Below are 14,012 nucleotides of genomic sequence, written 5' to 3' on the forward strand. Positions count from 1 at the left end.
TGGCCATGCCTACGGTAACCCTCCGCATTCCCGATGGCTCCGCACTGGTCCGGATTGAGAAGGCAGATCCACAGGTGTATTTCAAGATCTACGAGCTGCTGAGCTACAAGAGGGACTTTGGCAAATGGGAAAAGCCGGAGAGCCTCTACGACCCCTACGAGAAGACGTTTCCCGTTGGGGTTCTTCCGAGGGTCAAGAAGTTCCTCAACTGCAAGGGATACCGCGTCCGTGTGAAGGACGAGCGGCAGGTTAGGGGTGCCAAGCTGAACTCCACGTGGAACGAGAACTACAGCATGCGCAGGTATCAGGAAAGGGCGGTTAAAAAGGCCCTCCGGGAGAAAATGGGTGTTCTGGCCCTTCCCGTTGGAAGCGGTAAGACCGTCGTTGGGCTGAGGATAATACACGAGCTTGACCTCCCGGCCCTCATAGTGGTCCACACCAAGGAGCTTCTCTACCAGTGGGCGGACAAGGTTCGTGAGGTCCTGGGGGTCGAACCGGGCATCGTCGGGGACAACAAGTGGGACGAGAAAGACGTCACCATAGCCATGATACAGACCCTCCTGTCGAGGGGTGCCGACAAGCTCCAGAACGAATACGCGATCCTCATGTTCGACGAGTGCCACAGAACCTCCGCCGCCGAGAAGTTCTACCAGCTCGGCCTTTCGCTGCCCCAGGTATACCGCTTTGGCCTCTCCGCGACGCCCTGGAGGCGCATACGCGGTGAGGAGATTAAGATAGAGGCCGTCGTTGGGCCCACCATCTTCGAGGTTCGTGCGGAGGACCTCATAAAGGAAAAGTTCCTTGCGAAGCCGCGCTTTGAAATAATCACCTACGAGTCGAGCATGCCATCCTTCAGCGAGCGCTACAAGGAGCTGTACGAGGACATGATAATGAACAACGACGAGAGGAACCGGGCCGTGGCAGAGAAGGCCGCCGAGCTCGCCCGAAAGGGGCACCGCGTCCTTATCGATGTCAGAAGGATAGAGCACGGCAGGATACTCAGGAAGATGCTTGGCGAGATGGGCGTGAAGGCGGAGTTCCTGAGCTCAAAGAGCTCCAACCGCTGGGAGATACTTGAGGCGTTTAAGAACGGCGAGATTCCGGTTCTCATCTCGACACTCCTCAAGGAGGGCGTGGACATACCGGAGATTTCGGCGATAATACTCGCGGGAGGCGGCAAGAGCGATATAATGACGATTCAGACAATAGGGCGCGCCCTGAGGCCGAAGAAGGGGATGAAGGCCGTCATAGTTGACGTTCAGGACGACGACCCCCTGCTCTTCACCCACTTCATCGAGCGGCAGAAGGCGCTCAAGCAGTACTACGGTAAATACTACGACAGGGAGATGGACTCAAAGCTCGAGGAGAACATCACCAAAAAGGGCCGCCCTCGTAAGCGCTCTTGAGTAGCGCTCGAACAGGTCACGTTTTGCTTTTTTGATCCCCCTTTCATCCACCTGGAACTCCACGTCCGGGTACTCCATGTGCCAGAGGATGAGTCCTTCGGGGGGCGCGGGCGGGACCTTTTTGTTGTACTCCCCCCCGAGCATCATCTCAACCTCGCGGCTTTCCATCAGCCCGAGGCCGCAGAGCCGGACGGCGTTGACTATCCTCCTCGCCATCTCCCACAGGAAGCTTTTGCCCTCGATTTCGATGATGTAGTAGCCCTGACGCCCGATGACATCAACCCGTAGGAGCTCTCTGATTGGGTCCCTGCCGGGTTCAAGCCGGGAGAATGCCGAAAAGTCATGTTCACCAACGAAGAGCGCCGCGCACTCCCTCATGTCATTCTCGTTGAAGCCCTCATCAACCAGGTAGTAGCGGTAGGTCTTTGACCTCGCCTGGAACCGGGGGTGGAAGTCCTCCGGAACCTCTGCAACCCCGAGAACCCAGAGGTCCCTGAGGTGGTGGTTGAGAACCTCCGCGCGAACGAGGTCCGGCCTCGCGGCGACGTCAAAGGCCACGACGTTGAAGACCGCTGAAACCCCCCTGTCCGTCCTCGAGGCCCCTTTAAAGTTCGAGCTCTCGGCGTCCCTTATTATTCCGAGCTTTGATAGAGCCCGTATCAGCTCTCCTTCGACGGTTCTAACGTCGGGCTGCCTCTGAAAGCCATAGAATGCGGTGCCATCGTACGCGATTCTAAGTGCGAACCTCATGGTTGTTGGATGGGGGCGGCGGGTATAAATGTCTTTTCCACGGTGCCGGTTGATACTGCGACGGATTATTTTGCAAATGTAAACCCCAATTTTGGACGCCGTTCAAGTCGGAGCGGGAAAAATTGATAAACCACATCCCCCAAGTGTACCTGGAGGTGGGAGGATGGATGCGATAATAGGGATTGAGGTGCTTGAGAACGTGACGAACTTCGAGATAATGTGTGCCCTTCTGGAGAAGAGGATAAAAATTGAGGATTAGAGGTACGGCGCCCGATAGAGCGGCTTCAGAAACATTTCAAACGCCGCCACGGGCATTTCTATTCCCCAGTTTTCCAGGACGGCCGGGTGGATCTCCCCGATTATGCCGATCGGTTTTCCTTCGACGACTATTTTTCCTGCCCTCCCCGGGATGAAGCTCGGGTGATCAACGCCCTCGAGCTCGTATGTGAAGCCGAGGTGGTGCATCACGCTCTCAAGTATTTCCTTGGCCTCGGTGAAGGTAACGCGCGGGTGGGCGAGGGCAACGGCGACCTTGCTCTCACTGACCGTTTTGGTCTCCCTGCTCTCGTCTATGAGCGTAGCCTTCCCGACCTCGAAGATTCTCTGCGGGTACTCCTCGTGGGTGTTCTGGCTCAGGAAATCGAGGAGGCTCGGGATGAGCCAGACCCGCAGGGCGGACCACTTGGGGCTTATGGGGTTCTCTATCTCAACGAGCTCCGCGGGCGGGTGGCTGAAGCGGTCCTCACCGGGTTCGAGCAGCATCTTCCCGTACTGGGATTCCCTGTTCGTCAGGTTGAAGGTCATGACCTCCTGGAGGCCGTAGCCGACCATGAGCTCCCTGACGGCGTCCTCGAACTCGATGAACTTGTCGCCCCTTCCCTGGACGGCCAGCTCCGGCTCCTCCGGTTCCATTTCGTTGTATCCGTAGGCTATGAGCACGTCCTCCAGGACGTCGCGGGCGTGCATTATGTCGTCGCGGAAGGCCGGATAGCGGAGTCTTGCTCTGCCATCGACGATTTCGACGCTGTACATCATCCTCTCAAGGAGGTCTTTGATATCCCCGTCACTCAGCTCGAGGCCGGTGAGCCTCTTGATGTAATCGAGCTCGACCTCAAACTCCTTCGGGGTGAGGTCGGGGGTCCTGATCTCGAAGTCCGGGTAGACAACCTTAACGCTCTTGATCTTCCCTCCGCGCTCCGCTAAAGCCGTTACGACGACGTTGAGGGCGAGCATGACTTTGTTCAAGTCCCAGCCGGTCACGTCGATGAGGACGTTTCTCGTCTCCGGGGTCACCCTGCCGGTTATCTCGGAGTTTATAATTGGGGGCATCGAGAGGACTTTGCCCTCGCTGTCAACGAGCAGGGGGTAATAGGGTTTGTCCCTGATCAGGTGGCCGTACTCCTTCCCCTTTTCGTGCTTCTCCAGTATCTCCTCGAGCGTCATCTCCTCCTCGAAGCCCAGCGGGACGAACTTTTCGGTCTTCTCTGCGGCGCGGTAGTAGATCGGCGGCTTTATCTTGTCGAAGTCGAAGACGCCTATCGCTACCTCTCTCCTCCTCCTTCCGAACGTTAGGGCGACCTTTTCCTGGAGGTTTATCATCTGCCTGAGTGCCTCCTCGTCGAGGCTGAGACCCTCAACGATGGCGTAGAGACCGTAGGGGCGGATATCCTTCAGCTTCTCATCAACGTAAACGGTTACACCGCTCTCCTCGACTTCGTATTTCGGAAGGCCCTTTTCAAAGCCGAGCGCCCAGCGGATCTGCCTCGCTATTCCCTCGGCGCTCCAGAGGTCGGGCCTGTTGGTGTCCTTTGAGTCCACCTTGAAGTATATCCTGCCGTCCTCCTCCCAGACGTCGTCCAGCTCGCATTTCGCGTAGAGGAAGAGGTCTTCCCACTCCTCAACGCTGAATTCCTTTCCGACCAGCCTCTCAAGGTCAGCCTTGGAAACATCGAACTTCGGCATGAGCATCACCTCACCAGACCAGCCTCGCCTCCCTCAGCCAGCGCAGGTCGTAGCTGAAGAGGTAGCGGATGTCGTCTATTCCGAGTTTGAACATAGCAAGCCTGTCGATTCCTATTCCCCAGGCTATGACAGGGACATCAACTCTGAGGGCCTTCGTCATCTCCTCGCGGAAGATTCCGGCACCGCCGAACTCAACCCAGCCGAGCTCGGGGTGGTAGGCGCTCATCTGGACGCTCGGCTCGGTGAACGGGTAGTAGTCCGGCAGGAACTTGACCTTCTTGGCCCCGGCTATCTCCACCGCGAAGCGCTTGAGTATCCCGAGGAGGTTCCTGAAGTTCAAATCCTCGCCGACGACGAAGCCATCGACCTGGTTGAACTCTATGAGGTGGGTCCTGTCGAGGACGTCCGGACGGAAGACGCGCTGAATCGTGAAGTATTTTCCGGGTATCTCAACGCCCCTGGCGAGCTGTCTGCCGCTCAGGGCGGTTCCGTGTGCCCTCGGCATGAGGAGCATGGCCCTCTCCGGAGACCAGACGTAGCCCCAGCCGCGGGAACCCGTATCGCCGCCGTGCTCGTGGGCGGCCTTGACGCTGGCGACGAGTTCCTCCACAGGCAGATGGCCGCTCTTCGGGTATTTGAGCTGGTAGGTATCGGTCCAGTCCCTGGCGGGGTGGTTCTGGGGCTGGAAGAGCGCATCGAAGTTCCAGAACTGGGTTTCTATGAGACTCTTGACCGTCATCTCGATGAAGCCCATCTCGATGAGCCTTCTCCTAATTTTGTCGAGGAAGGCCCTGTAGGGCTGCTTCTTGCCCGGGTAAATCCTCCGAACCGGTGCCGAGATGTTGAAGCGCTTGAACTCGACCTCGCGCCATTTTCCGGACTTTATCAGCTCGGGGGTCAGGTTGGAGACCTCCTCCTTCAGCTCAATGCCGCCCTTCACGAGCTCCGCTCCCTCTGGGGTTATCTCGACGAACCTCTCGGTAACGGAATCTTCCTCCGCAATCTTCCTTCTCTTGAGCTCTTTAACGGGAATGAGTCCCTCAATCTCGCCCAGGGGTACGGTCCCCTTCTCCGTGAGGAGTTTGAGTGCGACATCGACGGGCCTCTCTTCCGCGTTGAGTCCCTTCTCGGTGATTTCGAGGACTAACTTCCCGTCCTCCTTCCTAACGCTCGCCCAGCCCTCTTTCCTCAGGAGGCCGACGATGGGTTTAAGCTCATCCTCGCTGAGAACGTCCCCCAGGTCATCCAGGGTTACCTTTTTCCTTTCCTTCAGAACCGCCAGCGCCCTCCACTCTGGGAGACCTATCTCCGCGTACTTTCTTCCGGTCTCGGTGAGCCTGACAACCCTCTCACTTTTCTCGTGGAGCTTCGCCAGTCCCTTGCTCTGAAGGCCGAGAACCGCTCTCATAACAGCGACCTGATCCAGACCGGCCCTTTTGACGAGCTCTTCGAATTTAGTCTTTCCAACTTCGCTGAGCTTTATGAGCGTGAATTTCTCCTGGTAGCTTAGCTCCATAGTGCCACCTCCTTGGGGTGAGTTTGAGAGGAGTTACTTAAGAATTGCGGTGAAAGAAAAGGAGAAATGGTTCAGCCCTTGTGCGGGAAGAAGACGACCTTACCGGTCTTGCCGGCCTTCATCAGCTCGAAGGCTTCCTCGAACTTCTCGAAGCCCTTGTACTTGTGGGTGATGACCGGGTCGAGGTTGAGCCTGCCGCTCTGGATGAGGCTTGAGACCGTGTACCAGGTCTCCCAGAGGTGCCTTCCGGTGATGCCGTGAACCTCGAGGGCCTTGAAGATGATCAGGTTGTTGAAGTCCACCGTAACGTCCCTCGGGAAGAGGCCGAGAAGCGAGACCCTTCCCCCAGGGGTGGTGGCGGCGAGGCCCTGCTCCAGAGCCTTCGGCGCTCCGCTGAACTCAAGGAAGACCTCAACGCCGGCGCCGTCGGTTATGTCCATGACCGCCTTGACGGGATCCTCCTCGAAGGGGTTGATGACGTAGTCGGCACCGACCTTCTTGGCCAGCTCGCGCCTGAACTCGCTCGGCTCGCTCACGATAACCGGATACGCTCCGGACGCCTTCGCGACGGCGATTCCAAGGAGTCCGAGCGGGCCGGCACCCGTTATGAGAGTGCTCCTGCCGGCTATTGGCCCAGCCAGAACAGTATCAACGGCGTTGCCGAGCGGCTCCTGGAGCGCCGCGTACTCGGGGGGCATGCCTTTGGGGTTCTTCCAGGCGTTCTGGGCGGGAACTATGGCATACTCGGCGAAAACACCGTCCATGTCAACGCCGAATATCTTGGTGTTCTGGCAGACGTGGTAGCGGTTGTGCCTGCAGGCGTAGCACTTTCCGCAGACGATGTGGGTCTCGGCGCTTATGTAGTCGCCGACCTCGAGGGTGTCAACGCCGGGTCCGACCTCGACCACCTCTCCGGCGACCTCGTGGCCCATTATCTGCGGCGGCTTAATCCTGCTCTGGGCCCACTCGTTCCACTCGTAGATGTGAAGGTCGGTTCCACAGATGCTGGTGGCGAGAACCTTGATGAGCACTTCGCCCGGCCCCGGCTTGGGAACATCGACTTCAACGAGCTCGGCACCGTAAGCGGGCTTCGTTTTCATGATAGCCGGCATCTTTTCAGCCATGGCAATCATCTCCTTAGCATTTACATGGATATCTGAACGGGGGACGATATAAACCTTTTGTGGCTGTTCTGAATCGTTTGCCCGTTTGGGGGTTGATTCCTCCAGCAGCCGTCCACTGGGCCTTGGAGTGTCCTCTGCTAAGCGGAAACCTTATAACGGACGCCAACTATTCTTTCCGTGGGATTTCGGGGGACTGAGCAATGGCGCTCATTGTTGTCACGGGGAGAGGCGGTGCAGGAAAGACAACAACAACGGCCAACCTAAGCGCTTACCTAGCCATGAGTGAGTACCGCGTTCTTGCGGTCGATGGTGACCTGTACCTCCCGAACCTAGGGTTTCACTTCGCCCTGGACACCGTCAAGTACACGGTTCATTCCCTCATGAAGAATCCGGACATTGACCCGGAGTGGGCCGTTTACCGTCACCCCGAAACGGGTGTTCATGTAATGCCCGGGAGTACCCGCCTTCAGGACGTTCTTGGCATCTCCCCCAGGAGGCTGGTCGAGATACTTGACAGGGTCAAGTACAAGTTTGGGGTTGTTTTTGTGGATTCCCCAACAGGTATACCCTTCGATACGCTCCCCACCTTTGAGCTGGCCAACTATCAGATTATCGTCGTTGAGATAGAGCGTTCCCCAATATATTCCTTTGAGATAATGGTCAAGAACGAAATTGAGAAGCTGAAGGCCCTCGGAGAGAGGTATAACCTCAACATCGGAGTGGTGCTTAACAAAGTCAGGGAGTCCGAGGATGTCGTCGATAAAATAATCGAGGTAATTGAAGATGACCTCAACGTGCCCGTTCTTGGATGGATTCCCTTTGATAACGTGGTTCCGGAGTCGATAAACGCGGGTATTCCCGTTCTGAGGTACGCCCCCAAGAGCGATGCGGCACTTGCGTTTATGGAGACAGGTAAGGTGCTTGAGGAATGGCTGTTCGGGTAAATGCTGGTGGAGGGAGTTGGATGGTGGATTTTGATGAACTCGTTGAGAAAGTGGCCAGCGGGGAGATAAAGCTCCATCAGGTTGAGAAATACACGAACGGCGATAAGAAACTTGCCACTGAAATAAGGAGGAAGGCGCTCGAAAAGAAGCTCGACATTAGCCTTGAGAACATAGGACACTACTCGATAGACCCGGAGAGGGTCATAGGAAAGAACATCGAGAACATGATAGGCGTCGTCCAGATACCGATGGGCGTCGCCGGACCGCTGAGAATAAACGGCGAGTACGCGAAGGGCGAATTCTACATCCCTCTCGCCACCACCGAGGGAGCACTCGTCGCGAGCGTCAACCGCGGCTGTTCTGCTTTGACCGCCGCTGGAGGCGTTAAGACTACGATAATAGACGACAAGATGACCCGCGCGCCCCTCCTCAAGTGCCCCGACGCGAGGAGGGCGAGGGAAGTTGCCGAGTGGGTCAAGGCCAACATCGACTACCTCCAGGAGAAAGCTGTCAGCAAGGTCACCAGACACGGGAAGCTGAGGGACGTTAAGCCTTACATCGTCGGCAACAACCTCTACCTCCGCTTCGAGTTCGAGACCGGCGATGCCATGGGCATGAACATGGTCACCATCTCAAGCGAGGAGATAATGAAGGTCATTGAGGAGGAGTTCCCGGACGTGAGGTACCTTGCCCTCTCGGGCAACCTGTGTGTGGATAAAAAGCCGAACGCCATGAACTTCATCAACGGCCGCGGGAAGACCGTCATAGCCGAGGCGGTAATCCCGCGCGAGATTGTGGAAAAGAAGCTGAAGACCACACCCGAGTTGATAGCCGAGGTCAACTACCGCAAGAACCTCGTCGGTTCCGCCCAGGCAGGTTCCTACGGCTTCAACGCTCACTTCGGAAACATAGTCGGTGCCATCTTCCTAGCCACCGGTCAGGATGAGGCCCAGATCACCGAGGGCTCGCACGGCATAACCCTCGCCGAGGTCACTCCAGAGGGAGACCTCTACATTAGTATTACTATGCCGAGCCTCGAGATTGGAACCGTCGGCGGAGGAACGCGCGTTCCGACCCAGAGGGAAGCTCTCTCAATAATGGGCGTCGCCGGCGGTGGAGAGCCAGCGGGTACGAACGCCAGGAAGTTCGCGGAGATAATAGCCGGTGCCGTCCTCGCTGGGGAACTCTCCCTTCTGGCGGCAATAGCTGCAAAGCACCTGGCGAAAGCCCACGCCGAGCTGGGGCGTTAGCTGCTCCTCTTCTTTTCTGCCCTTTTGACCTTGATAACGAAGACCTTTGCGGAAGGTTCCGGGTTCTGGATGACCTCGACGCCCTTGATGTAAAGCAGGGAGAACGGGTAGTCAAGGATGATAAAAATGGCCAGGGCCAGAAGGAGCATAAGGGTAGCCTGGCCCCAGTACCCCTCGATGTTCACTGCGCTTGAAAGCAAAAGGCTCCCAACGAAGCTGATCAGAAAGTTCAACAGGGAGCGGTGTTTGTGTCTGATGCCCCCGATTCTCTTCCGTCCTATGACATCGAGGAGGGCGCGGAATCCTTCTCTTCTCTTCACGCGAAACGCAAGGACGAACTCCGGGTGGGGAATTTCCTTGAGGCTCACGGGCACGTCCGAGGCGGCCAGATAAAAAAGGCGGCCCAGTCCATCGGTTAGCTCTATCACCGTTAGAAACTTTCCGCGGTCGTAGAGGTCCTCCCCCGACGATACCAACAGGTACGGGTCGGGGTCGGTCAGACGGGTGAATCTCATCCCTATAGATTTGAGGGCCCTCTCCACAGGCCGTGTGCAGTTCGAGAGAATCTCGCATCTGACGCGCGCGTAGGTGCACCTCTTTCCGTCCATCCAGCCGGAGATGATGCTTTCAACCTTCGCTTTGAGCTCCATACCATCACCCGGCCCTTCCCGTGCTCACTTTTTCCTCTTTTTGTAGCCCCTCCGGAACCCCTCTATGAGGCCAGACAGGAGCAGCACAAGGGGCAGGAGACTGTTGATCCACTCCAGCTCGTCGTTTTTGTAGCCCAGATAGCTCAGGACGAGAAATCCTCCCCAGAGCAGGAGCTGTAGCATCGCGGAGAATTTATCCACGCCGGGCTTCCCGTGTGCGGACCCCTCAGCTATTTCTCGGAATACCACTTCAAGTGCCTCTTCCTTCCCAATCTCGTACTCGTAAGCCGCTTTGGGCTTTTCCAGGCCATTCACGCCCTTAGTCAGGTAGAACCATCTGTTGATGTCGTTTCTAATCTCGATCACGTGGGCCTCCTTTGAGGTTCCGAGGATGCTTTTGAAATTCGTCATGAGGGTGTACTCGTCCGGGTTCACCAGCCGAATGAAGCGGCCGAGCTTTGATTCAACGGCCTTCGCGTAGTTCCCGAGGGGCTCGTCTTTAACCTCGTAGAGGTAGTAGACGATTTTGATCCTCTGGCCCATGCTTCCCACAAAGGGAAGTAAGAAAAGGAGGTTAAAAACTTAACCGTTTCCGCTTCCAGTTGCGTTTGTTGCAACTGGTGCGGTTGGCTTCCACTCCCGTTCACACTGGGGCCACCGGCCACCTCAAACGGGAGGTCATCAACCTTAAGGCCGAACGGAAACGACCCGCAGGACAGAATTACACCAAAAACCTCAAAAAACTTACGGTTACAAAAACAAGCAAAAACAACAAAAGAAACCATTAAAAGAACAGCCTCAGCTCAGCTCCCCTATCTTCTTCCTCACGAGCGAGCTGACGAGCTTTCCGTCCGCCCTTCCGCGGAGCTTCGCCATGGCCCTGCCCATGACCATTCCCATCGCGCCCATTCCCTTGGCTTTGATGACTTCGATGTTCGCCTGAACGACCTCGTCTATTATCCTCTCGACCTCTTCTTCGCTGAGGAGGGTGAGGCCCTTCTCCTCCGCGACCTGTTCTGCGGTCTTCTCAGGATTCTCTGCCAGCTCCTTGAATATCTCCTCGAAGGCTTCCTTGGCTATCTTTCCACCGAGGTACAGGCCAAAGGCTTCTCTGATGTGCTCATCGGTGATATTCTCGATGGGTACCTCCTTCTTGAGTCCCTTGAGAACCACCACGAGGATTGAAGCCGCTAAAGAGGGCTTGACTCCCCTGGCTATCAGCTCCTCGAAGAGCTCGTCGCGCTCGTCGTTAACGAGGGTCTCGGCAAGGCTTCTGTCTATCCCGTACTCTTTCACGTAGCGCTCGACGCGCTCCTGCGGGAGTTCGGGCAGGTTGGCTAGTATCCCCTCCTTCATCTCGCTGGTTATCAGTATCGGCGGTATGTCCGTTTCCGGATACATCCTGGCCTTCCCCGGGAGCGGACGCATGTACTGGGTGTTGCCGTCGGGCAGAGCCCTTCTTGTCTCCTCAGGAACACCTTCGATGGCCTCCCTGGCGCGCTTTACAACCTCGTAGAGGGCGTTCTTTGCGGTTTCCTCCTCTGCCGCGACGAGTACGAAGGCGTCAAGCTCGCCAAGACCAAGTTTTTCGATAACTGCATTAACCTCTAATTCTGTAATTCCATAATTCGGTAGTTCATCGATGTGGAAGATTCCCTTCACGTACTTCTTGGCCCTGTCCGCCATCTCGGTGCCCAGGCGCCTGCCGGGCTGTATCTCCTTCCCTATAAGCCCGCGGAACTTGGGGAGTTTAACGGCGAGAACCTTTCCGCCCTTCTTTACGGTGCGGGCGATTATCTTCGAGCCGGTGTTCTGGAATATCTCGGTGACGTCGTGAAACTCCTCTTCGATGTCCTCAGGCTTGAGGCCCCTCGATCTGAGCTCGTCCCTGATTTTGAGCAGGTTCACCTGCCTCTCTATCTCGCGCTCAATGATGACCGGAATCATGTCCAGCTCCTGGACACCCTTGATCTCGACCCTTGCTCCGCCCCTGATGGAGACGTTCAGGTCCTGCCTGATGGTTCCGAGGCCGCGCTTGACCTTCCTCGTTGCCCTGAGCGCGTCGCCGATGTACTTGGCGACGACCTTCGCCTGCTCCGGATGGTGTATGTCAGGGGTCGTGCTTATCTCAACGAGCGGAATACCGAGGCGGTCGAGGCGGTAGATGACCTCCTTCTCGCCCCTCTCGACGATTCTGCATGCGTCTTCCTCAAGGCAGATCGTCGGGATGCCGACGCTTCCCCATGGCGTATCGACCTTTCCGTTCATGGCGATTATCGCGGTTCTCTGGAAGCCGGAGACGTTGGAGCCGTCTATGACGATTTTGCGCATGAAATGGACCTCGTCAACCGGCGTCGCGTTGAGGAGGTAGCTTATCTGGAGGGAGATCCTGAGCGCCTCCTCGTCCGGCATGTGGGGAGGCTCCTCATCCATATAAACGAGGTCCGCCAGCCTGTAGTTGCCCTCGTAGATGTAGGTTTTTCCCTTCTTGAACTCCTCAAGGGCGGCCGGGTCGATTTCACCCAGCTCGCTTATCGTCGGCCTGAGCCTGCGCTGGAACGTGAAGTCCACCTCGTCGCTCATCTCGCTGGGAACCGGGGAGAACAGTCTCCTCGTGTCGAGCTGTCTGTGGATTTCAAGGCCCACCTTGAGGCCAAGCTCCTCGTAGTTGAACTTCTCAACCATCATCATCACCTCAGGAACGTGTCAAACCTCGTGTACGGCGTTATCTCTCCGGCGTAGTTCGTGAGCATCATCTCACGCACTTCCTTCGGGTCGTTGGTGTGGCCGAGAACCCACATGAGCTTGACGTATGCCGTCTCTGGGAGCATGTCCTCGCACGGTATGACACCTGCCTTTAGGAGCCTCCTTCCGGTGGAATACACGTTGAGGTTCACCCTGCCGTAGAGGCACTGGCTCGTCATGCAGACGGCGACGCCTTCCTCTGTAGCGCGCTTTATCGAATCGATGACGTAGGTGGGCACGTGGCCGAGACCCGTTCCTTCGATGACCAGCCCTTTGTACCCTCTGTCAACGAAGAAATCTATTATCTCCGGCTGGATTCCCGGGAAGGCCTTGATGATGGCCACCTTCTCCTCCATCTCGTCGTCCACCCAGACCTCGCTCTCGGTTCTCCTGCGGTAGTCGTTTCTCATGAATTCTACCTTTCCGTCGCCCCATATCCTGGCGATTGGGACGTCGTTTATGCTCCTGAACGCGTCCCTCCTGCTCGTGTGCATCTTCCTGGCCTTGGTCCCGCGGTGGGCGAGGCAGTAGGTGTCGCTGGTCTCGCCGTGCATGACGATGGCCACCTCACCGAAGTCGGCGGTCGCCATCCGGACGGAGCAGATGAGGTTCATCGCCGCGTCGCTGCTCGGCCTGTCGGAGCTCCTCTGGGAACCTACGAGGATGACCGGCTTTCCGAGATCGCGGAGCATGAAGCTGAGCGCCGAGGCGGTGTAGGCCATCGTGTCCGTTCCGTGGGCGATGACAACTCCATCCTCGCCGTTGTTCAGCATTCCGGCTACCTCGTGGGCTATCTTAACCCAGTACTCCGGGCGCATGTCCTCACTCATTATGTTGAAGAGCAGCTTCGGCGTTATGTTCGCTACCTCGAATATCTCGGGGACGGCTTTGGCGAGCTCCTCGGCGGTGAAGGCCGCGTGAACAGCGCCCGTCTTGTAGTCAATCCTGCTCGCTATGGTTCCGCCGGTTCCTATTATCGCGACGCTTGGAAGGCCTGGCTTCTTGGGGAAGACCTCCTCGAACTTCAGCTCCTCCCTGGGGGCGGCCTTCTCGATCACCTCGACCTCCAGGATTTGATCCACGAGGATTCCAACGTTGTACCCGTTGTCGAGCTTCAGCGTGAGGGTTTCGCCGCTGGACAGCTCGTAGGGGTTCATGACAACGCCCTCATAGACGCTCGTGTTTCCGTTCTCCTTTTCGATTATCCGGACGTGATCTCCGACTTCGAGGCCTTTCTCCTTCATAAACCTCTCAACTTTCCGCATAACTCTCCCTCCGCCCTAAGCTGATACAAACCCAATATAAACCTTCGGGCTGGACAGGTGACAAAAACCGGCCACAATTATCGGCAAGCTTTGTCGAAATGACAACTATCTGGCCTCAATCTTAAACCTGGGTTCCTCTATCCACTCCGACCGGCACCTTGGGCAGCGGGAGGGGACGTTTATCTCCTGCCGGAAGACGAAGCCGCACTTCCTGCACTCCGCGGGCTTTATGAGGAGCACCTTTCCCTCGCGCTTGAGGGTCTTCTGGATGGCCTTCAGGTCCTCCAGCACGGTTTTCTTTGCACCCCAGCCGCGGAGCTCAAGGGCCAGTGCCAGCTCGCTCGGTGAGTAGTCCCGCTCCTCCAAAAGCTTTATTATTCTCTGCCTGCGAGTCATCATC

The 14,012-nt window shown here is 56.9% G+C and carries 12 protein-coding genes; 3 read left to right on the forward strand and 9 right to left on the reverse strand.

The annotated features are described in order from the left end of the window. Positions 1-5 precede the first annotated feature (5 nt). Positions 6-1,406 (forward strand): DEAD/DEAH box helicase, encoded by a 1,401-nt coding sequence (locus FH039_RS05005; RefSeq protein WP_139681654.1) that lies wholly within the window; start codon positions 6-8, stop codon positions 1,404-1,406. Here the strand turns inward: FH039_RS05005 and truA are convergent. The 4 genes from truA to tdh form a co-directional block, all read right to left on the reverse strand. Further along, positions 1,353-2,156, reverse strand: coding sequence for a tRNA pseudouridine(38-40) synthase TruA (truA, locus tag FH039_RS05010; RefSeq protein ID WP_139680443.1), 804 nt, complete (start codon positions 2,154-2,156; stop codon positions 1,353-1,355). The two genes, FH039_RS05005 and truA, sit on opposite strands and share 54 nt — an antisense overlap. A 255-nt stretch (positions 2,157-2,411) precedes the next feature. Further along, positions 2,412-4,118, reverse strand: coding sequence for a phenylalanine--tRNA ligase subunit beta (pheT, locus tag FH039_RS05015; protein WP_139681655.1), 1,707 nt, complete (start codon positions 4,116-4,118; stop codon positions 2,412-2,414). Between the two features lie 10 nt (positions 4,119-4,128). Then, positions 4,129-5,634 (reverse strand): phenylalanine--tRNA ligase subunit alpha, encoded by a 1,506-nt coding sequence (gene pheS / locus FH039_RS05020; protein WP_139680444.1) that lies wholly within the window; start codon positions 5,632-5,634, stop codon positions 4,129-4,131. A 71-nt stretch (positions 5,635-5,705) separates the two neighbouring features. Continuing rightward, entirely contained in the window at positions 5,706-6,758 is a 1,053-nt protein-coding gene (gene tdh, locus FH039_RS05025; protein WP_139681656.1) for an L-threonine 3-dehydrogenase, read from the reverse strand. A 200-nt stretch (positions 6,759-6,958) separates the two neighbouring features. Between tdh and FH039_RS05030 the strand changes: the two genes are divergently transcribed. Together FH039_RS05030 and hmgA are read left to right on the forward strand one after the other, a co-directional pair. After that, positions 6,959-7,702 (forward strand): MinD/ParA family ATP-binding protein, encoded by a 744-nt coding sequence (locus tag FH039_RS05030; protein ID WP_139680445.1) that lies wholly within the window; start codon positions 6,959-6,961, stop codon positions 7,700-7,702. A 20-nt stretch (positions 7,703-7,722) separates the two neighbouring features. Further along, positions 7,723-8,952, forward strand: a complete 1,230-nt coding sequence (hmgA, locus tag FH039_RS05035) for a hydroxymethylglutaryl-CoA reductase (NADPH) (RefSeq protein ID WP_394344277.1) — start codon at positions 7,723-7,725, stop codon at positions 8,950-8,952. Here hmgA and FH039_RS05040 read toward each other — a convergent pair. The 5 genes from FH039_RS05040 to FH039_RS05060 all read right to left on the reverse strand — a co-directional run bounded on the left by FH039_RS05040 (position 8,949) and on the right by FH039_RS05060 (position 14,011). Next, positions 8,949-9,602, reverse strand: coding sequence for a hypothetical protein (locus tag FH039_RS05040; protein ID WP_139680446.1), 654 nt, complete (start codon positions 9,600-9,602; stop codon positions 8,949-8,951). The genes hmgA and FH039_RS05040 overlap by 4 nt on opposite strands. Before the next feature lie 24 nt (positions 9,603-9,626). Beyond that, entirely contained in the window at positions 9,627-10,154 is a 528-nt protein-coding gene (locus tag FH039_RS05045; RefSeq protein WP_139680447.1) for a hypothetical protein, read from the reverse strand. Positions 10,155-10,400: 246 nt separating this feature from the next. Next, positions 10,401-12,287: a Glu-tRNA(Gln) amidotransferase subunit GatE gene (gatE, locus tag FH039_RS05050; RefSeq protein ID WP_139681658.1), complete on the reverse strand. Its 1,887-nt coding sequence runs from the start codon at positions 12,285-12,287 to the stop codon at positions 10,401-10,403. Positions 12,288-12,292: 5 nt separating this feature from the next. Beyond that, positions 12,293-13,612, reverse strand: a complete 1,320-nt coding sequence (gene gatD, locus FH039_RS05055; RefSeq protein WP_139680448.1) for a Glu-tRNA(Gln) amidotransferase subunit GatD — start codon at positions 13,610-13,612, stop codon at positions 12,293-12,295. Positions 13,613-13,717: 105 nt separating this feature from the next. Further along, on the reverse strand, positions 13,718-14,011 hold the full coding sequence (locus FH039_RS05060) for a transcriptional regulator (protein WP_139680449.1): 294 nt from the start codon (positions 14,009-14,011) through the stop codon (positions 13,718-13,720). Between the last annotated feature and the right edge of the window lies 1 nt (position 14,012).

It is taken from the genome of Thermococcus indicus (assembly GCF_006274605.1).
Lineage (GTDB): Archaea > Methanobacteriota_B > Thermococci > Thermococcales > Thermococcaceae > Thermococcus > Thermococcus indicus.

What these genes read in the sequence shown, in the direction of transcription:
- gatE (WP_139681658.1), bottom strand. Translation starts at nt 12,287, where the DNA reads ATGGTTGAGAAGTTCAACTACGAGGAGCTTGGCCTCAAGGTGGGCCTT.
- FH039_RS05005 (WP_139681654.1), top strand. Translation starts at nt 6, where the DNA reads ATGCCTACGGTAACCCTCCGCATTCCCGATGGCTCCGCACTGGTCCGG.
- pheS (WP_139680444.1), bottom strand. Translation starts at nt 5,634, where the DNA reads ATGGAGCTAAGCTACCAGGAGAAATTCACGCTCATAAAGCTCAGCGAA.
- gatD (WP_139680448.1), bottom strand. Translation starts at nt 13,612, where the DNA reads ATGCGGAAAGTTGAGAGGTTTATGAAGGAGAAAGGCCTCGAAGTCGGA.
- FH039_RS05040 (WP_139680446.1), bottom strand. Translation starts at nt 9,602, where the DNA reads ATGGAGCTCAAAGCGAAGGTTGAAAGCATCATCTCCGGCTGGATGGAC.
- truA (WP_139680443.1), bottom strand. Translation starts at nt 2,156, where the DNA reads ATGAGGTTCGCACTTAGAATCGCGTACGATGGCACCGCATTCTATGGC.
- FH039_RS05060 (WP_139680449.1), bottom strand. Translation starts at nt 14,011, where the DNA reads ATGATGACTCGCAGGCAGAGAATAATAAAGCTTTTGGAGGAGCGGGAC.
- hmgA (WP_394344277.1), top strand. Translation starts at nt 7,723, where the DNA reads ATGGTGGATTTTGATGAACTCGTTGAGAAAGTGGCCAGCGGGGAGATA.
- FH039_RS05030 (WP_139680445.1), top strand. Translation starts at nt 6,959, where the DNA reads ATGGCGCTCATTGTTGTCACGGGGAGAGGCGGTGCAGGAAAGACAACA.
- tdh (WP_139681656.1), bottom strand. Translation starts at nt 6,758, where the DNA reads ATGGCTGAAAAGATGCCGGCTATCATGAAAACGAAGCCCGCTTACGGT.
- pheT (WP_139681655.1), bottom strand. Translation starts at nt 4,118, where the DNA reads ATGCCGAAGTTCGATGTTTCCAAGGCTGACCTTGAGAGGCTGGTCGGA.